This window comes from Spirosoma foliorum, from assembly GCF_014117325.1.
Classification (GTDB): domain Bacteria; phylum Bacteroidota; class Bacteroidia; order Cytophagales; family Spirosomataceae; genus Spirosoma; species Spirosoma foliorum.
In genome coordinates, this window is the sequence record NZ_CP059732.1 from 1,463,927 (window position 1) to 1,483,460 (window position 19,534).

Consider the following 19,534-nt stretch of genomic DNA (forward strand, 5'->3'; position numbering starts at 1 on the left):
TTACGTGGTCGGCTAAACTAAAACGCCGGACGTCTCCGCCCGGCGCTTCCCGAAACCTATGAGGTTTTCAAAACCTTATAGGTTTGTATTATAATGCTCCTTCTTTAATCTCATCCACTACGCCCGGATCGAGCAGCGTTGAGGTATCTCCTAAATTACCCGTATCGCCTTCGGCAATTTTGCGCAGGATTCGGCGCATGATTTTCCCCGAACGTGTTTTGGGTAGACCCGTTACAAACTGAATTTTATCTGGCTTGGCAATGGGACCAATGACCCGGCTAACGGTGGCCAGAATATCGCGTTTGGTTAGGTCGGCATCATGTCCGTTCGGTTCCTGATCGGTAATGACGTACGCGTAAATGCCCTGCCCTTTGATGTCGTGCGGATAACCGACAACTGCGCTCTCAACTACACCCGTGTGCATGTTGATCGCATTTTCTACTTCGGCTGTACCGATGCGGTGGCCCGATACGTTTAACACGTCATCGACCCGACCTGTGATTCGGTAATAACCGTCTTCATCCCGCAAGCAACCATCGCCTGTAAAGTAAAGACCCGGATAGGTCGCGAAGTACGTCTGACGGCAGCGTTCGTGATCGCCGTAGGTAGTACGCAAAATACCCGGCCACGGAAATTTCATGCAGAGGTTTCCGCTAACACCGTTCCCTTCGATTTCCTTCCCGTTTTCGTCCACCAGAATTGGCTGAACGCCAGGGAGTGGAAGCGTAGCAAACGTAGGCTTTGTTTTAGTAATACCTGCCAATGGCGAAATCAGAATGCCACCGGTTTCGGTCTGCCACCACGTATCAACAATCGGGCATCGGTTTTTACCAATGTGATCGTCGTACCAATGCCAGGCTTCTTCATTGATCGGTTCACCCACTGAGCCAAGCACCTGTAAGCTACTTAAGTCGTGGTTCTCGACCTTATCAAGACCAAAGCCCATCAATGACCGAATAGCGGTTGGAGCCGTGTAAAGAATATTGACGTTGTGTTTATCGGTAATGTCCCAGAAACGGCCACAATCGGGGTAGGTTGGTACGCCTTCGAAAATCACCGAAGTAGCGCCCGAGGCTAATGGGCCATACACGATATAGCTATGCCCCGTGATCCAACCAATATCAGCGGTGCAGAAAAACACCTGATTGGGTTCGTACTGAAATACATTCTGGAACGTATAGGTTGCGTAAACCATGTAGCCGCCACAGGTATGCACAACGCCTTTGGGCTTGCCCGTTGAGCCGGACGTGTACAGAATGAAGAGCATGTCTTCGGCGTCCATTTCCTCGGCAGGACAATCGGCTGTAACTTGTTTTAACTCCTGCTCCCACCAAATATCGCGGCCTTTCAGCATGGACACTGGTGTGCGGGTACGCGTCATAACGATCACTTTCTGAACGCTTGGGCAGCCAATCAGTGCATCGTCTACAGTACTTTTGAGCGGAATTTCTTTATTGCCCCGATACGAACCATCAGCTGTAACGACCACCTTACATTGCGAATCATTAATCCGGTCAGCGATACTTTGTGCCGAAAAACCGCCAAATACCACCGAATGAACAGCGCCAATGCGGGCGCAGGCCAACACGGCAATGGCTAGTTCGGGAACCATTGGCAAGTAAATACAGACCCGGTCGCCTTTGACAACGCCGTTACGTTTCAGCACATTGGCAAATCGACAAACCTGATCGTGCAGCATTCGATAGGTAAGCGTAACACCCGCTTCATGTGGGTCGTTGGGTTCCCAGATGATAGCCGGTTGATCGCCCCGTTCGGCCAGGTGCCGATCAAGACAGTTTTCGGTAATGTTTAGTTTGCCACCAATGAACCACTTAACATTCGGTTCGTTGAAGTTCCATTGTAGGGTTTTTGTCCAGGGTTTGCGCCACAGGAAATTCTGAGCGATTTCGGCCCAGAACTCCTCAGGGTCGTCAACACTTTTCTGGTAGGCAGTTTGGTACTCGTCAAAGGTTCGGATACGCATAATCAATGAATGACCGGGACGCCGGTCCGATGTGCGAATGAGTGAATTATGAATGAACTATCCCGTCGTAACGGATTTAATCGATAAACGAAATAAGGAAGCAAATCTATTAACTCATTCGCTCAATCACTCATTCACTCATTAGATTTATATTCTCCATTGAGGGCGTATTTGCCGAAAAGGATCAGTCCGCCGACAACGATGGGGACGAGTACGCAAAGGATCACCCAGCCAAATACGCGATCTTCGAGTTTATCACTACTAATTTTCGTCAGGCTATCGGTAATGCGTTCGTAACCAACGTAAACGCCAAGCAAAATCCAGACAATGCCAAAGTATTTCTTAAGTAGTTCCATAGTAGTTAATGCATGATGTACAATAGCTAATGGGAAGTGGATAATGTTAACTGGTCAGTCCTTGTTAATTATTCACTTTCCGTTATCCATTAATGAATTTTTAATCCTCCGCCGTGGTGTAAGGTTTATTATTTAAATACAGCAACCCAATGACCAGACATACGCCCGCTACCAGAATGGGGTACCAAAGTCCTTCGAGATAGGGTTTCGCCACTGAACCCGGAGCGACTTCGTTAGCTTTTGTGGCCGTTGCTACTAAGGCGGTGGCAATGAATGGGGTTAGTCCACCAAAAATGCCATTGCCAATATGATACGGCAGCGACATGGACGTATAGCGAATACGAGTTGGGAACAATTCGACTAGGAAGGCTGCAACGGGGCCATAAACCATGGTTACATAAACTACTTGTATGAATACCAGCAGGACCATCAACCAGAAACTAGCCGTGGGTAATATGATTGTTTTGGTCAGTTCAGGTTTAGACGATTTGCCTCCTGGGCTCTCTGTAACCGTTTTTTCGATGTCTTTGGCTATGAGTCCACCTTCGTAAAAATGGTTGGTGGTCATTGTAGTCAATAAACTGCCATCATCTTGTTTGGTCGACTTGCGGTCAATCGTCTGGGCATCCACAAACTCCTGTTTCTGACTTAGATCGCTCAGGCTGTATAGTTTATCGTAGATGGGGCGATAGGTTAGAATCCCCAGTGCCATACCCGCCAGCATAATCGGTTTCCGACCAATCCGATCCGACCACCCACCGAATACAATAAAGAAAGGAGTAGCCGCGAGTAGGGCAATCGCAACGATCATATTCGACTGCACAAACTCGACATTGCAGGCTTTCTGAATAAACGATAAGGCATAAAACTGCCCCGTGTACCAGATAACACCCTGCCCGGCTGTAGCTCCAAACAGTGCCAGTAGCACCATTTTCAGGTTCTGCTTCTTGCCAAAACTTTCTGCCAGTGGGTTTTTCGAGAGATTTCCTTCAGTTTTTAATTTGGAAAACAAAGGCGACTCGGCCATCCGTAGCCGGATAACAATGGATACGCCAACTAGAAGAATCGATAATAGAAACGGCACCCGCCAACCCCAGGCCGCAAATTTGTCAACGCCCAGCGATTCGCGGGTTAGTAAAATCACGCCCAATGATACAAACAAGCCTAGTGTGGCGGTCGTCTGAATAAAACTTGTGTAATAGCCCCGTCGGCCTTCGGGTGCGTACTCGGCCACGTAGGTTGCAGCGCCACCATATTCGCCACCAAGAGCTAGTCCCTGAATTAGCCGAAGCAATAAAACCAGTAGGGGAGCCCAGAAACCAATGGTTGCATAGCCTGGAATGAGTCCGATGGCGAAAGTTGAACCGCCCATTAGCACCAGCGTCACTAAAAACGTGTATTTCCGACCGACCAGATCGCCTAATCGCCCAAACACCAGCGCGCCAAACGGGCGTACAATGAAGCCTGCGGCAAAGGTTGCCAGGGTCGAGAGTAAGGCAGCTGTGGGATTATCTTTCGGGAAAAATTGCGACGATAATATGGCCGCCAGACTACCGAAAATATAGAAGTCGTACCATTCAATGAGCGTTCCGACCGATGAGGCCGAAATGACACTGAATAAGGTACGTTTATCAACCGTTGATTTCGGTTTCGCTTTGTTTCGCTTGGCACTCATAAAGAATAGGAAGGGAGAGATTTCGCTTACCAAAGCGATTTAGGGGTAGCATTTACCTTATAGAGTGGCGAAAGAGCGAATGAGTGAAAGTGCGTAAATACACAAGGTACCGTCTGCACTTTCACTCTTTCGCTCTTTCGCCATTACGGCGCTAGCCGTTCAATCTGCCAATTGCCATCTATGATTTTATAGCGAATTCGGTCGTGTAATCGGCTTGGGCGACCTTGCCAGAATTCGATGGCATCGGGCAACACCCGGAAACCTCCCCAGTAGGGCGGTCTGGGAATAGGTTGACCTGCAAACTGGGCTTCCAATTCCCGCTGTCGGTTTTCGAGTACATCGCGGCTTTCGATTACATTACTTTGGTTCGAAACCCAGGCCCCAATCTGACTGCCCCGCGGGCGACTGCTGAAGTAAGCATCCGATTCTTCAGGCCTAACTTTTTCCACCACACCCTCAATCCGAATTTGCTGTTCAAGTTCGGGATAAAAAAAAGTGAGTGTAGCAAACGGATAGTGCGTAAGTTCCTGCCCTTTCCGGCTTTCATAATTAGTATAGAAAACAAAGCCCCCGTTTGATACATCTTTCAGTAAAACGATTCGCCCATCTGGACGACCCTCAACTGTAACGGTACTGACATGCATCGCATTGGGTTCTGGAACCCCTGCCTGCACCGCTGCATCGAACCATTGCCGGAACTGAATAATCGGATCTGGAGCAACCTCAGCAGCGTCTAAACCGCTTAGTGTGTATTCATTACGTAAATCACTGATAGCTGATGACATTCTGTGGGCTTGTTTAAAGGCTGTACTACAAGAAAATTCGCATTTTATCGTACTTTTGCAAAAGTAATCGGTACGTTCCCAACATGGCAAACCAAGAGCAGGAAATTAACCAGCAACCAGAAACCACTCCACAGGCTGAAGGATCGCTGGCAGTGCACATTCCCGAAGATACCACAACACCCGCTGTGGTCACCCCCGAGGCATCAATCGAGGGTAGTGAGGCTACGCCTGAATTGGCGGAAGTCGACACCACACCAGCTGCCGAAACGCAGTCGGCGGAAGCGAGTGAATCTGATATAGCGACTCCCTCAACACCCACACCCGTTGAAAGTAGTACGTCTGTAACTCCTTCGGATGAAATCGCCGAGACGCCCGAAGCGGCTGAGGTTGATTCTACGGAGGAAGTTGCTCCAGTATCCGTTGACGAGCCTGCAGATATACCTGTAGTGGAGCCAACTTCAACTGTATCGACCGATGTACCGGAAATCAGTGAAGAAATCACAGCGCAGTATGCTGATGTGCCAGAGGTCGAAGACGAAACGGTGACTCATTCTGCCGTTGATTACAGTCAGTTTACCAAGCAGGATTTTGTTAATCTGTTGGAAACGCAACTGGCTGCGATCAGTACAGCATCGGTTAATCCTAGTGATTTCAAGAAGGCCGATCTGGTACTGAAAGAAGTCAAGCCGCTATTCGATCAGATGAAGCGGGCAGAGCGCGAAGCCGCTTTGCAGGCTTATGTTGCTGAAACAGAGGCCGAAGAAGGCTTTGAATACAAATATGATGAGTTTGTTACTCGTTTCGACGAGTTATATAAACAGATCAAGAGTCAGAAGAATACCTACTTCCAGAATTTAGATAAGGCTAAAGAAACCAACTTTGCTTCGAAAACAGAGTTGCTGACTCGCCTGCGGGAATTGGTTGAAACGGATGAAAACAATGCAGGTGATCCTAAAGTAAGCTGGAACGAATTCAAGAAAATTCAGGACGAGTGGAAATCGGCCGGAAACATGAATTCGCCCCACAATGCAACGCTTTGGGCAACTTATCATGCACTGGTTGACCGGTATTACAGCAACCGGAATATCTATTTTGAATTAAAAGAACTCGACCGTAAACGAAATACCAGCCTGAAAACGGAGGTAATCGAGAAGGTCGAAGCGATGGCAAAAGCATCGGAAGAAACGTCGGTAACCCGGCAGACTATCGATGAGGCCAACGCTTTGTTCGAAGAATATAAGCACATCGGTCCGGCTCCTAAAGCTGAGCAGGAAGTATTGTGGGGTCGGATGAAAGCCGCTCTGGATGTTCTGTACGACAAACGTCGGGGACAAACCAATGAGCAGCGGAAAGAGTCGGCTCAATTATACGAAGAGAAGTCTGCGATTTATGAAGAATTAGTACCCATTACTTCATTTGCCTCGAACAGTATTAATGACTGGAACGACAAAACGAAGGCAGTTATGGCTTTGCAGGATCGCTGGAATGCGATCAAAGGGCCAATGCCTCGTGAAGAAGGCAAAGAGTTGAGTAAAAAATTCTGGGCTGCATTAAAAACGTTCTTCCATAACAAAGGCGAGTTTTTCCGTCAACTCGAAAGCAAGCGGGAAGAAAACCTCCGGGCGAAAGTTCAACTCTGCGAACAGGTTGAAGCAATCCTGGCTTCGGGCGAAGAATCTCCAGAACTGACGCAGACGGTTATTGAACTGCAACGTCAGTGGAAAAATATCGGTCAGGTTCCCGAGAAGCAAAAGAATACGATTTTCGATCGGTTCAAAGCTGCCTGCGATGCATTCTTTAATAAGAAACGCTCGAAAAATCAGGAAACAGAACGGGAGTTTGAAGCTAACTTGGCGCAAAAAATTGCCCTCATCGAGCGCATTGAAGCGGCTGCCAATGCCAATGCTGACCTATCGGAATTGAACGAGTTCAAGAAAGAGTGGAATGCAATTGGCTTTGTTCCCAAAAAAGACATGCAGTCTACCCAAAAGCGGTATATCAATGCAGTTAATGCATTGGTAGGCGCAACGGGTAAAATTCCTGCCAAAGACAAAGAGCGGATTATGCTTCAAAGTGAAGCTGAAGCTACCCGCTCTGGCGGCTCCCGTAACGGTGGCGGACGTGACCGCGATTTCAATCGGGGTGGTGGTGATAGCGCCGGTAATAAGCGCGAAGGCGATATTCGCCGACGTATTACGGCGATCGAAAACGATATTGCTACCTATCGGAATAACATTGAATTCTTTGCGCGGTCAAAGAATGCTGACAAACTCCGTGCTGATATTGACAAGAAAATCGCTGAGGCTGAAAAGCAACTGGACGACCTGCGGCATCAGTTACGAGTAGCTCAGGCATAAAACAGTTTGAAAAATTAAAAAAGGTGGCCTGATTCAGAATCAGGCCACCTTTTTTAATTTTTTTTTAGGAACTGTCTTGCAAAGAAAAATCAAATTGCCTACTTTTGCATCACGATTCGGAAACGAGTTGAGAATTGTTGCCAGTGTCGGATAGCGGTCGATTCCGCCTGATTTGTAATCAGGATGCGCAAGCGCGTCGGGGGTTCGAATCCCTCCACTGGCTCTCTGAAAATCAGCCACTTAACAGAAATGTTGAGTGGCTTTTTTCGTTTATGTGCAATGCGTTTGGTTGGTTGGCTTTGGGAGGTGAGAATTGACGATGATAAGATTTACACGACTTTGGCTCATAATATTTTTAAGCTGTTCCCGACACAAGTGTAAGCAATTGGTATACCCACTACAGCCGATACAACGCCCACTCGCGACGACAATATGGCGATGGGTAATCTTGATGGAGCAAAAGCCGATGAATCGAGCCCTAACGCTTACCTGATTATTCGCTAGATACAGTTGAGTGCTTCTGAAAAAGAGACATTTAGAAGTAGGTTAGCTTACTGTTCTTCTTTGAAAGGTGGAAAGTTTATAGCTAGGTATGCGCTCTTCGGCAGTTAAACTATTGATTTATTTATGCATTGGCCTAAGCTTACTGACCTGTGTGGACCCCCTTGAATCAACAATCAATAGCTCGCTGAACGTCTTGATTGTTGATGTGACCATTACCGATAAAGCAGAAACCCAGGTAATTCGGCTTAACCGATCTCAGGCGGATCGGCTAACCGGCCGATTTGGGTATGTGCCCGTTACTAAGGCGAACGTACAGATCGTAGTGGATTCTGTGGAGGTAGTAATTGCTGAGGAAACTACCGATGGCCGTTATCAACTACCCGCTGATTTTAAGGGGAAAGTTGGCCATGTTTATCAACTTAAGTTCACTTTAGCAGAGGGTACCCGATATGAATCAACCCCAGAGCTATTACAGCCTGTGGCGCCCATCGGGCAAGTTCGCGCCTTATTTAATTCCGCTAGTTTAAGCTCAACAGAACGCTTAAACAATACCTACACAGCCGCTCATGATTTCTACGTGGACTTTACCGACCCAGCTAATCAGCCTAATTCTTATCGGTGGGACTGGTTAGATTGGGAGCGACAGGAATGGTGCCGTAGTTGCAACCGTGGCTTCTATCAAGTTAAGGATGAGAAAGGCAACCTAATCGAAGATTGTGTCAGTACGAATCTAAATTCATCTTTCACGGCTTCTTTTGATTACCATTGCCGAACAGCTTGCTGGGAAATTCTGTATAGTCATGACTTAGTAGTATTCGATGACCAGTATAGCAATGGGAAGCAGATCAAAGGCTTGCGCATTGGCCGGGTTCCCTTGTATTCAAAAGAACCTTCCCTGGTTGAACTTAGGCAGAGCTCCTTAACTAAAAAGGCTTACGATTATCTGAAGCGCTTGATGGAAGATACACAGACTACGGGTGGAGTAGCAGGCGGTCAACCTGCCCTGTTAGTGGGCAACGTACACAATGTGACTGAGCCAAATGAAGCTGTGGTTGGTTATTTCACCGTATCTAGTGTTTCTTCGGTTCGGTACTGGTTAACCCGAAGTGATGCGACCGGGATTGCCCCTGGCTTATTTGTAGCCCAGAATGGGCATCCACCCGTTGATGAACCCCCATCGGGTCGGGACCGTCCCCCTACTGCGGTTTGCGTTTCGAGTGATACCCGAACGCCCTATAAACCCGAAGGCTGGCGGGATTGATTTTCGTAGTAAGGATGAGCAAAAGATTACTCTTACCGGTAAAATAGACGCTTCACTACCGATTCTATAGCTGGCTTATCACCATGTAAATTCCTCAGTATAAATGATAGTAGTATTACCGAAGAAGCAAAAAGTAGCTCCTCGCTCTGTCGTTGAATAGTCTAATCCTGTTGAATGCTATAGAGAGTTAATCCCTCTACTTTCTCCAGCAAAGTAGCATTCATTTTTATTCGGTCAATTCCGTCATCGGCTATTAAAAAGGGATTAGAAACACACGAGCAGATGAAGAAGGACGGGAGAATCCAACTATTTGTACGCTTTTAGGGTCTTACGAACATAGATGGCTAAAAATAACGTAAAACCGCCAGTCGATTATTTTCGGCCATCTGAACCCTGAGAAGCTATTCTTTTCGCTTTTATTTGTAAAAAATACACACACCCACAATGAAACTATTGTACGATTACCAGGCCTTTACCGCAAATCGATTTGGAGGAATATCACGCTACTTTTACCATCTCAGGAGTGCTCTTCGACAGCAAGGTATTGAAGCCCGAATAGCGATTCTTTTTTCCAATAATGAGTACTTAAATCAGAACGTCTGGTCTCGCGCTCAAACCTTTCGTTATTTTTTGGGCTATAGACTCACTAACCGGCTCTTTTCACTAATTAATCGTTTGTGGAGTTCGGTGCAGGTATTACAGAAGCAGTATGATTTATTTCATCCTACGTTTTTTCATCCCTATTTTCTAAAATTCATTGGTAATAAGCCTTTCGTCTTAACCTATCATGATGCCATCAAAGATAAATTTGGGGACAAATATGGGCATGTCGATAATACGTCGAAGGCTCAAAAGCAGCTTTTACTCAACCGGGCTGCCCATATCATTGCGGTATCAGAAAATACGAAGGCTGATTTAATCGAGTTGTTCCAGCTTCAGGCAGATAAAATCACGGTTATTCATCATGCAACTTATTTCCGTGAACTCACCGTACCCGACACGTTCCAAATCCAGACGCCCCAGTCTTATCTACTTTATGTAGGCGGTCGGGAGAGTTACAAAAATTTTGCTCCGTTTCTTCAGGCTCTTACTCCTCTGTTCAAAAAATACCCATCCCTGACCTTAGTTTGTGGCGGTGGAGGAACCTTCACCGTCGATGAAAATCAACTTGTTGAACAGCTAGGACTAACCGACCGGATCATTTATTATGCTATAAATGACCCAATCTTGTATCGTTTATATCAGCACGCTCTGGCGTTCGTATATCCCTCGCTTTATGAAGGATTTGGAATTCCGATTCTGGAGGCCTTTGCCGCTGGCTGTCCAGTAGTAGTAAGTAATACTTCCTGCTTCCCAGAGGTAGCTCAGGATGCCGCCCTTTATTTTGATCCTGAATCTGCTCACTCGATTCAGCAACAGGTTGAATCCATTTTAGTCGATCCTGAGCTGCGCCAGTCCTTGCGTCAAAAAGGATATCTTCGACAGGAAGCGTTTTCTTCTGAGCAACTGGTTCATCAAACTCTGGAAGTTTATCGGCGAGTACTCGCTCTTAATGAAAAAGCCGATGTAAAGGTACCTTCCCACTACTCTGCTCAATAATGGGCTACTAATTGGCAGAAAATGTTACCTGTTGTTGTCATTCATCAGGAAACCAATTTTATAGTTGTACGATCAGCTGCGTAATGTTACAACCGTATGCCATTAACTGCGTTCATTCTTGCTCTGTAGCAGTCGGGCTTATATAAAATTTTTGATGCAGAGAATCAGTTTAATCCTTATTTAACCCAATGCCCACTGAGTAAGGTCCTAAAATAAGCTTCGCTTGAATAGCTTTGGCTCCGTTTACTGATTTGTGTCGATGCTATGGACTGGATTTATACCTTACCCAATTGGCTGCTTTTTCTATTCTGTACCGGAACTTCCATGACCTTTGCCGCCTTGGGTCTGTTGACGAGCCGAAAATGGGTGCGACGACATGCCGATCAACATGAGCAGCAAAATGATTTGGTGAGCTACTTTTTGGGAGCTTCAGGTGTCATTTATGGTATTGCCCTGGGGTTAGTGGCCGCTGGAGTCTGGAGTAATTTTCAAACCTTATCCGGAGAAGTTGATGACGAAGCAGGTATCACGGCAGCAATCTATCAGGATATCAGTGCCTACCCAATGCCACAGCGCCAACTATTGCAGCAACATCTACAAGATTATGTCAAAGCCGTAATTAATCAGGATTGGCCCCAGCTTCGACAGGGGAACATGCCTACAGCCAGTACCCACATCCTGTATCGGTTTAAACGAGAGTTATTCAATTTTGTACCCACCGATGCTGGGCTACGTTTAATCCATGAACAGGCTCTGGAACAATATAACGAGCTAGCTAAGGTGCGACGGGACCGATTGCAAGGCAGCAACAGTAGCTTACCGGCTGTTCTATGGTGGGTCATTATTCTGGGCTCCTTTATTAATATTATTATTACCTGGTTTTTTGTCAGTGATCATGTAGGGTATCACCTGTTACTGACACTTTTGTTAGCCCTTCTATTAGGCTCCTTACTGTTTTTGACGGTAGCAATGGATAATCCTTTTCGAGGTGACTTTAGTGTAGATGCCAAATCGTTTGAACAGGTGCTTAGCCAAATGCTACCCGCCACTACGCCCAAATAGACGGTTAAACATGCTTTCGAACCTTAATAGACAAATCACGACACAATCAGTAGTAGGACATGGTTTGGCGACCGTAGATAGAAGTAACTCGCTATTAATCAGAATTTAACTCAGTTCGCTGACTGCCTTAGTCTTCATTCCCCTATCTTCAAATCTTAAAAAGGGTCTGATTCTTAATTTATCTATCGATGGAAAAAGTCGTTGATTATTCACTGGAATGGGATGTTAATCCTAATCGGCCGGACGCCTGGCGCATCGTCATCTCGACATCAAAGCATGATACTCCCTTTAGATTGCCCGTAAATTCACCCGAGGAAGTTTTTGGCAGCGGCTCATATGCTCAGTAAGTCCTCAGTAATGTATGATCTTAATACGGGCCTGTTGGTTGTGCCACAACGACATGCTGGAACATAACCGACTTTCTTTAAACTGTCTCGCCTAAATTAGTCACAGCTGATTTCATCAAAGCCTTTTACCCAAAAGGCTTTATCTATAATGGCAAGATTATAGGATTTAACCTGTTCAATACCAGGAGCCCTTATAATTTACTCGTAACGCCTTAAAAACTGGTTACGAAATTACAACCACAAAAAACGCTGGCCTCATTGAAGCCAGCGTTAATATATAACCCATATCGGATTGCTAAAATGAGATTTTGCAATCGAGACCTGTTAGACGGCGAGTAGGCCACTCGGTAACCAACTGGCGTCCATACTGACGGATGTATTGATAGCTAAAAATGGAAATAATAGGAGCCTCCTGTTAAAACGATAGATAGAAATTATTGAGATTTTATAGTCGTAAAATGGACTATTAGTTATATGATAGTATGCACTTAAAAGACTCCTGTAAAATTGTATATATTTATAAACTATATAAAAAGTATACTGATAAATAAGAGATACCATTGTTATTGTAAATCAGGAGATTGTCTTTTTAGTCGCCCCTTGCCCTTCATCAGACTCCCCAACTAATTGCCTTCGGAATAAGACGGTTAAAACCCGGATTTATGCCCGTTGATACACGTATTTATACGCTATGAGACCGGTTAGCAGACGGTTTAACTTTGTCTTTTTGTAGTTCCGGTGAACAAGTAGTTGTTCGGTTCTTGGGCGACTAGTTGTGTGTTGTATATCCTCGATTAATACTACCTCAAATGACTACTCATCGCTACCTCACTCTACTTTTCTGCCTGGTTGCCGGTTCAGCGACGGTACAAGCGCAATCGATAGCCTCTTTGAACCCCGTAAGTCGTTCTTCTGAATCGAGAACTACAGTGAATGCCCCGCGCAAACCAAAGGCAATGGTGGAAGCGCCTTTCTATATAAAACTTTACGGGTTCTATAGCCTGTTAACGCCAGGATCGCAGGTGGCGACTAGTTATACGTCGGGCTTATCAGGCATGACGAATTCGGGTTTTAAAAATAACAGTTCCGGCTTAGGCGCTGGCCCACGAGCCGGTATCGGTGTTGGGGTAATTGTCAGTGATTTTATTAATCTGGGAATTGACGCCGATATGTTGTTTGGCTCTGCCTTAACAACGGAGTATATCAGTAAGAGCTCTACCTATACATCGACAGGTACTACGACCACAACCTTGAAGGTCTTATCGATAACACCAAATATTACCTTCAAAGCGCTGTCGCGGCCTGCCTATTATATATACAATCGACTGGGCCTCGTTGGAGGGATTATTATGGATTATAAGACGAATTCCAACAACTTATATGCACCCACTACAGGTACTTCTACCACAACAATTGCTGAAACAGACTATCGCCAGAACTCACTGGCAATTGGCTATCAGGCTGCTTTAGGGATTCAATTTCGCCTGAGTCAGAGCTTACGGGGATTTGCGGAGATCGTTGCCTATAATCAGTCGTTCAAGCCAAAGGAGTCTTTGTATACATCAACCACAACAAATACAAAAACGGGTGTCGTAACCAGCAAATCCTCTACCATCTCTCAATACAAGAATGAGGGCGAATATACGACCACCAAGCAAGATGGTATAGATGTTTATCAATCAGCCAGTTATAATGTGGTCATGAATAGCATAGGTGTGGGTGCTGGTTTAATGTTTCGGTTCTAAACCAACGTTTTAGGTATGCCACAGCCCTATTATGCATTGCCGCTACGCCTGGACGAAGTGCTGCAACATAAATCACATCCAACCTGCTCATTACCGCAGTCGATTGCCCAGAATCTTTATCTGATGCTAACGACTCATTTTAACGAGTCGCGATTTGATGAATCGTTTGGGTGTAGTTTGTGGGACGAAGATTTCTCCAATCTGGCGAGCAGCCGCTGGAAAGAAGATATACGCCAATCGATTGAGGCATCGGTGCTTAAACATGAAAAGCGATTAACCCAGGTGCGGGTCCGGGTCGATCTGACCGATCAGGAAATGCAACTTGACCGAACAAATCGCCGGATTAAACGACGACTCAGTGTCTGGATTGATGGGGTGCTGGCACGAACCAATGAGCAATTTTCGTTTCAGCGCAGTCTGTTTCTGGCCCCTCTTTCCACCGAATAACGTTTCAAGTGCAATGTTTCAGGTTTCATATGCCAGCGTTTTGAATTTGGAACATGAAACCTGGAATCTGAAATCTGAAATCTGAAATAACCTAACCTATGGCTGTTACTGATCTTGTTTCGGAAGGCTTTGCGCGCGAGCGGGTCAAAGCCCGAATGCTGCGTCGGGCTGCGGATTTATGGGGTTACGCCGAGACAGACCTCGATAGCTTCGACCCGCTGGTTACGTTGTTGATAGAAGCCTGTGCCGTGGAGTTTGAACGAGTGTCGGTGGCCATTGGGAATACCCAAACCCGACTGCTCGACCGACTGGCGCAAGTGCTGCACCCTGAGCCTGATGTTGCCCGGCCTGCTTTTGGCGTTGCGCAGGTTCGATCGGTTGAGCCCAGGGCTTCATTGTCTGTAACCACGCAACTCGTTTACAAACGGGCCGGAGCCTCGCGTACCGACTCCACCAATGCACTTGAAGCCTATTTTTCGCCTGTTGATGCCTATTCAATTGTCGACGGAGCGATTCGCTACATGGCCACTACCGATACCCTCTACCGAGTAGACGAGCCTACGCAGAAAGCGCCCATCGCTCAGCGTCAGGGACTACCAGCCGTACTGCCTTACCAATCGGTATGGCTAGGACTAGAGCTGGACGAGAATATTGCGTCGTTGGAGGGGTTGACGTTCTTCTTCGACTGGTCGTCTGAAACGGACCGGACTGCTTATCAATCGTTTCCGGCTACCGGCTCATGGTGGCTAGGCGGACAGGAGCTACGAGTTCGGGCGGGTTTACCTGAAAAGAAAGCGTCTAGTTCGTCGAATGGACTTTTAGGAGACGAATTCGATGTCATGAACAAGGTTGAAAAACAGGCATTAGTTGCTTATGAGCGTCATTTCGTAACCGTCGAAACAGCACCAACTTTTAAATCGTCAGGCATACAACGGCAGGCGTATCCGGCACAGATCGGACAATGGTTTGCTGAGCGGGAGTTGCGTACGGTTCGGGAGTCGCTTTGGTGGGTCGAACTACGGTTATCGCATACGGTCAGTTCGCAGGCGCTGGAGGGGCTGCTAGTTGGGCTGAACTGTTTCCCGGTTGTGAACCGACGACTTCACCGAATCACGTACCGACTTCAGCAAAATCTTAATATCATTCCGCTCGAAACCGATCGTTGCTTTTTGGCCATGCGGGATGTTCGAACGAATCAGAATCGCCAGCTCACATCGATTCCCCTTGGTAACTTATCGGATTTGGCCACAGATACCTACACTGTTCAGTATGGCGTCAGCCGATTCGATGACCGGGATGCCCGTCAGGCGCTGATCAATATGCAGGATTTGCTACGTGATGAAAGTGCATCATTTGCGGCATTGGGGGAGGATTTTCTGACGTCGGTGATTCGGGAACTGAATCAGGCACTGGCCCGGCTCGAAACAAAGGTTGATCAGAAAACGCGCAAGCGCGATTCGATTCCGTATCTGATCATTAAACCCAAACAGGCGGGCGAGACCGTATTTATCGAGTATTGGACCTGCGATGGTGAATCGGCCAATCGCCTGCCCGTGGGGAGCCGACTCGCTCCCTATTCCGATAGCACATTGCGTAAGGATTCTGGTTTTCTGATGACAGCAACCACGGGTGGTCGCGAGCGCTTGAAAGAATCAGAAAAGATTACGCAGTATAAACGGGCATTACTGACCCGAAATCGAATTGTAACCCTTGAAGATGTGCGTGTTGTGTGTCAGGCTGAGCTGGGGCATCACCTTCAGTCGGTTCGTATAGAACGGGCTTTTCGTGTAGATCCACTGCCCACAAACGGTTTTCAGCGGTGCATTCGGGTAAGTCTGGAGCCATCTTCAAGGAGCATTTATTCCGATGCCGATTGGGCGCAGCAGGCTAAGTTGTTACAGAGCAGTTTAGAGGCACAGTCGGTATCGGCCTTGCCTTATCAGGTTATCGTTGCACCAATAAAATAGTAGCCACCGGGTTTTAACCCGGTGATTATTGAGAATAACCGAATGGAACCACTAGCCGATTATGTCATCCAATTAAAGCACCTTCCGATTGACCTTCGGGTCGAGATGGTGCTGGTGGATATGCTCGAAGCCGGAATCTCACTCGATGAGCTGATTTTGAATCCGGTGGGGGCATTCAAACGAACATTTGGGCGTGACATTGTCCGAACCAATTGGGTTGAAGCGCAGCATAAATCGCAGCGTTGGTTGCAGATTGACTTGAATCGGACAGGCTTATATGACTTGTTGCCGGAGGGCGTTTTTCATCAGCCAACATCGAATGATGCCTCAGCGTCGAAAGAAGCCGTATTGCGCGAGATAAGTGTGCAGCGTGAGCGCGAGCAGGCCGCCCGCCGGTTTTTCCTGCCCATCGAGCAGGAGTTTTTTCGGCAGCGGGTTCGGATTGAGCAGGAGCAGCAGACATTTCTGTCAGATACCAATCCAGTACAGTCGGATGATCCACTGGCTTGGTTCTGGAATTTGCCACATTTTCTGACCCCAACTCAGACAAAGCGCCTGCTATACCTATTGCCTTTAATGCATAAACTGGCAGGCGATGTAGCAGCTATGACGACCTGTCTGGAGCAATTGGTTGAAGAGCGCGTGAGCCTGCAACTCGACTCGCCGGGAATGGCGTTGGTTCAGGCCAATACGCCTGCGTTGGGGCAGTGGGAGTTGGGCAACAGCTCGGTATTTGATGGCTGGCTGAATAACGAGGACCCCTTGCTTCGAATAACCGTGCACATTGACCGGAGCGAACGGGTAGTCGATTACATGCCAGGGCATAACGGTATTCGATTGATCGAATGGCTGACCGGCTATTTAGTACCCTTAGATACCGATGTCCAGATCGATCTGGACACATCGACGCTTAACGATTCGTTTTTATTTACCGACAATAACTCATTGAGTCGACTGGATTTTACAACACGAATATAAATGTAGGATATAGGATGTATGATGTATTTCATTCCAATTGACATTTTCTATACATCCTATATCCTACATCATACATCAAAAAAGACCCCCTCTACCATGACTGTTCCTGAACTTAGTTACCCACCTGTCAACTGGATTGATGGAATGAAGATTGCCCGACGGCATTTTACCGAATGGGAAAACTTCATGCACGATCAGTTGCGCGATAGCAACGCATTGGGGCTATCCCGATTTCGCTACGGCATTCTGCCTGCCGATAATGCGCTTGATGTGCAGATCCAGTGTGATTTTAACCAGCAAATCCGGGTGCAACTGCGCAGTTGCCGGGCCATCAGTCCGCATGGTGGCCGGATTGACTACCACAGTCCAGCCGATTCACTTACTTGTTCGACCTCGTTTGCATCGTTGGCCGAAACCTATGGCTTACAAACGGGAAAACCGCAGACCTTCGACGTACTCCTGACGGTTGACCCGTTTAATCGCATTCCAACGGGTGAGCCCATTCTGACCGAAGCGCCCCCGCGTCATCCGCACACCCGCCCCGACTACCGGCTCGATGTAGTGCCCTCAACACAGGTCCGCGCTAATGAACTGAATCATCAACTGATTGTGGGCCGGGTTCGCTATGGCAATGGAGAAGTCCAGCAGGATACCGATTATCTCCCTGCCTGTACATCGATTCATAGTTTACCCCGATTACAGCAATGGCATCAGCAATTTGGTAAACACCTCGAATCGCTGGAAACCAATGCCTATAAAATCCTGCAACGAACAAAGGAGAGAGACCCTAAAAATGGCCTGCAAAGCAGTACGCTACTGATGGCCGAACGGATCGCCTTTATTCTGGGTGACATCAGTACCCGGTATAGCTGGATTATTCCTTATGAACCACCCGTTCAAATGGCTGAATTACTTCTTCGGCCTATTCAGGCAGTGCGGGTCGTAATGACTATGTTGAGCGGGCGTGAGCGCGAAGAATTCATCGGTTACATTGGCGAGTGGGCCGATTTAACACCGGGAGCGCTGGAAGCACAGCTCAATGCAACCCTGCAACTACCTTACGAACACACCGAATTAACCAACTTGCTCACGGCGTTGGATACGTTTTATCGAACCCTATCGAATGTGTTTTACAAACTGGCGCAGCTTGATTTCATTGGCAAACGCAAAGGACAAAACGTATTTATCATCGAACATGAAGTGAAAGAAACCCCTCCCGAAAAACCACGTTCACGCTGGAGTCCCCTGGGGTAGAACCGCTTAATAAGTAGAAATCAGTGTCTGTCCGAAAATAGATTAACATTGATTCTCTTAAGTTGCTAAGTTCTATAGTTCAAGTTCCTGGATACTGACCTCAATCTTGACTAACGGTAAAACCTAACTCTATCAATCCTCTCCGCTTACCAATGGAACCTCTCAACAAACCCGAACGACAGCAGGCTTTCAGCCGCTTTCTAGGCGTTTATTGCCTTTCGCTGAGTGTGCCTTTACTGGCAGTTTATCTCTTATTTAGTGCCCCTAACTATGTGCTAAAACAGGAAAACGCACGACTCAATGAAACCCTGACTGAACAAACCCAGAAACTGATGAAGCGTATGGACGGGGTAAGTGCGGATCTCAAAACCATCCAGACGACGGATCAGGCTTATCTGAAGGCAACGGATATTGAGAAGGGAAGTTTGAAAAACCAGCTTTCAGGCTTAGAAAACGGACTTCAGCAACAAGTTAATGGACTTAAGGCCGATACCGCACAGTTACAGCCACTTAACAAGCAACTTTCGTATGGCATTATTGGAGCCTATGATGCCGTGCTGACGTACCGCAATAGCATTAGCTACCTGCGCGATCTACTCGAAAAAGAAGGTATCGATGCCAGTCAGGTCGATAAACTGACGGCAGCACTTACCCAGGCTCGTCAGGAAAATGAAATGCTCAAGCTTCTGGCCGCTAAAACGTCGGCACCAGCGGCTGCGCCAGCACCTTCGGGTGGGGGAGGACCTAACTACCTGGCGCAGTTTCAGGAATGCACCAACAAAATGGTAGATGCGCAACGGCGAATTACACAGCTTCAGGATCAACTGAAAGCGGCCGGTACTACACCAGCACCTGCTGCAGCTCCTGTAGCTTCGGGCGTCTCGCGGGCAGATGTCGAAATGGATATTGTGGATCGATGTGAGAAAAAAGCCGATGCCACCAATCGTCCTCCGCTTTGGCGACGACCTCTCTATGAATTTGCGATGGAAACGCTCGAGAAAAACCCTCGCCCCGACGCCAAACAGCGGATTACGGCAATCAATGACAAACTACGTCGGCTTGGTTCTGACTGAGGAATAAATTGTCAGGTATGGTCAAGAGTAGTCAGGGATTGTCAAGAGTGGTCAGACATGGTTATCTCGCCTTGATAAATTTTGACCGCTCTTGACAATATCTGACAACACTCGACCACATCCTGACTCATTTTTAAACT

Annotated in this window: 14 protein-coding genes and 1 tRNA gene; 11 read left to right on the plus strand and 4 right to left on the minus strand. The window is 47.1% G+C overall.

The genetic code is table 11. The features are described from left to right. Nucleotides 1–88: 88 nt before the first annotated feature. The 4 genes from acs to pdxH all read right to left on the minus strand — a co-directional run bounded on the left by acs (nt 89) and on the right by pdxH (nt 4,800). Nucleotides 89–1,984: an acetate--CoA ligase gene (acs, locus tag H3H32_RS05890; protein ID WP_182461726.1), complete on the minus strand. Its 1,896-nt coding sequence runs from the start codon at nt 1,982–1,984 to the stop codon at nt 89–91. A gap of 134 nt (nt 1,985–2,118) precedes the next feature. Beyond that, nucleotides 2,119–2,340: a DUF6814 family protein gene (locus tag H3H32_RS05895; protein ID WP_182461727.1), complete on the minus strand. Its 222-nt coding sequence runs from the start codon at nt 2,338–2,340 to the stop codon at nt 2,119–2,121. A 100-nt stretch (nt 2,341–2,440) separates the two neighbouring features. After that, nucleotides 2,441–4,015 (minus strand): MFS transporter, encoded by a 1,575-nt coding sequence (locus tag H3H32_RS05900; RefSeq protein WP_182461728.1) that lies wholly within the window; start codon nt 4,013–4,015, stop codon nt 2,441–2,443. Between the two features lie 143 nt (nt 4,016–4,158). Continuing rightward, the gene (gene pdxH / locus H3H32_RS05905; RefSeq protein ID WP_182461729.1) at nt 4,159–4,800 is read right to left on the minus strand and encodes a pyridoxamine 5'-phosphate oxidase; all 642 of its coding nucleotides are present in this window, start codon (nt 4,798–4,800) and stop codon (nt 4,159–4,161) included. An 83-nt stretch (nt 4,801–4,883) separates the two neighbouring features. On the opposite strand from pdxH, the gene H3H32_RS05910 reads away from it, so the two are divergent. The 11 genes from H3H32_RS05910 to H3H32_RS05960 all read left to right on the plus strand — a co-directional run bounded on the left by H3H32_RS05910 (nt 4,884) and on the right by H3H32_RS05960 (nt 19,394). Beyond that, nucleotides 4,884–7,157, plus strand: coding sequence for a DUF349 domain-containing protein (locus H3H32_RS05910; RefSeq protein WP_182461730.1), 2,274 nt, complete (start codon nt 4,884–4,886; stop codon nt 7,155–7,157). Nucleotides 7,158–7,296: 139 nt separating this feature from the next. Next, nucleotides 7,297–7,380 (plus strand) — tRNA-Thr (locus H3H32_RS05915). A 432-nt stretch (nt 7,381–7,812) separates the two neighbouring features. Further along, nucleotides 7,813–8,922, plus strand: coding sequence for a DUF4249 domain-containing protein (locus tag H3H32_RS05920; protein WP_240543670.1), 1,110 nt, complete (start codon nt 7,813–7,815; stop codon nt 8,920–8,922). A gap of 444 nt (nt 8,923–9,366) precedes the next feature. Then, on the plus strand, nt 9,367–10,521 hold the full coding sequence (locus H3H32_RS05925) for a glycosyltransferase family 4 protein (protein ID WP_182461732.1): 1,155 nt from the start codon (nt 9,367–9,369) through the stop codon (nt 10,519–10,521). A 264-nt stretch (nt 10,522–10,785) separates the two neighbouring features. Then, a complete protein-coding gene (locus H3H32_RS05930; RefSeq protein WP_182461733.1) occupies nt 10,786–11,583 on the plus strand; it encodes a bestrophin-like domain in 798 nt (265 codons plus the stop codon). A 1,156-nt stretch (nt 11,584–12,739) separates the two neighbouring features. Continuing rightward, nucleotides 12,740–13,675, plus strand: a complete 936-nt coding sequence (locus H3H32_RS05935) for a hypothetical protein (protein ID WP_182461734.1) — start codon at nt 12,740–12,742, stop codon at nt 13,673–13,675. 15 nt (nt 13,676–13,690) lie between these two features. Then, nucleotides 13,691–14,122, plus strand: a complete 432-nt coding sequence (locus tag H3H32_RS05940) for a GPW/gp25 family protein (protein WP_182461735.1) — start codon at nt 13,691–13,693, stop codon at nt 14,120–14,122. 98 nt (nt 14,123–14,220) lie between these two features. Next, entirely contained in the window at nt 14,221–16,089 is a 1,869-nt protein-coding gene (locus H3H32_RS05945) for a type VI secretion system baseplate subunit TssF (RefSeq protein ID WP_182461736.1), read from the plus strand. A 42-nt stretch (nt 16,090–16,131) separates the two neighbouring features. Continuing rightward, complete coding sequence (locus H3H32_RS05950) at nt 16,132–17,067, plus strand: hypothetical protein (RefSeq protein WP_182461738.1); 936 nt, start codon at nt 16,132–16,134, stop codon at nt 17,065–17,067. A 96-nt stretch (nt 17,068–17,163) separates the two neighbouring features. Further along, nucleotides 17,164–18,321, plus strand: a complete 1,158-nt coding sequence (locus H3H32_RS05955) for a hypothetical protein (protein WP_182461740.1) — start codon at nt 17,164–17,166, stop codon at nt 18,319–18,321. A 152-nt stretch (nt 18,322–18,473) separates the two neighbouring features. Further along, nucleotides 18,474–19,394, plus strand: coding sequence for a hypothetical protein (locus H3H32_RS05960; RefSeq protein WP_182461741.1), 921 nt, complete (start codon nt 18,474–18,476; stop codon nt 19,392–19,394). Nucleotides 19,395–19,534: the final 140 nt, after the last annotated feature.

Bases quoted from the DNA above. Each gene is read 5' to 3' on its own strand.
- H3H32_RS05925 (WP_182461732.1), top strand. From the start codon at position 9,367: ATGAAACTATTGTACGATTACCAGGCCTTTACCGCAAATCGATTTGGA.
- H3H32_RS05910 (WP_182461730.1), top strand. From the start codon at position 4,884: ATGGCAAACCAAGAGCAGGAAATTAACCAGCAACCAGAAACCACTCCA.
- H3H32_RS05895 (WP_182461727.1), bottom strand. From the start codon at position 2,340: ATGGAACTACTTAAGAAATACTTTGGCATTGTCTGGATTTTGCTTGGC.
- pdxH (WP_182461729.1), bottom strand. From the start codon at position 4,800: ATGTCATCAGCTATCAGTGATTTACGTAATGAATACACACTAAGCGGT.
- H3H32_RS05935 (WP_182461734.1), top strand. From the start codon at position 12,740: ATGACTACTCATCGCTACCTCACTCTACTTTTCTGCCTGGTTGCCGGT.
- H3H32_RS05940 (WP_182461735.1), top strand. From the start codon at position 13,691: ATGCCACAGCCCTATTATGCATTGCCGCTACGCCTGGACGAAGTGCTG.
- H3H32_RS05900 (WP_182461728.1), bottom strand. From the start codon at position 4,015: ATGAGTGCCAAGCGAAACAAAGCGAAACCGAAATCAACGGTTGATAAA.
- H3H32_RS05945 (WP_182461736.1), top strand. From the start codon at position 14,221: ATGGCTGTTACTGATCTTGTTTCGGAAGGCTTTGCGCGCGAGCGGGTC.
- H3H32_RS05955 (WP_182461740.1), top strand. From the start codon at position 17,164: ATGACTGTTCCTGAACTTAGTTACCCACCTGTCAACTGGATTGATGGA.
- H3H32_RS05960 (WP_182461741.1), top strand. From the start codon at position 18,474: ATGGAACCTCTCAACAAACCCGAACGACAGCAGGCTTTCAGCCGCTTT.
- H3H32_RS05930 (WP_182461733.1), top strand. From the start codon at position 10,786: ATGGACTGGATTTATACCTTACCCAATTGGCTGCTTTTTCTATTCTGT.
- H3H32_RS05950 (WP_182461738.1), top strand. From the start codon at position 16,132: ATGGAACCACTAGCCGATTATGTCATCCAATTAAAGCACCTTCCGATT.
- acs (WP_182461726.1), bottom strand. From the start codon at position 1,984: ATGCGTATCCGAACCTTTGACGAGTACCAAACTGCCTACCAGAAAAGT.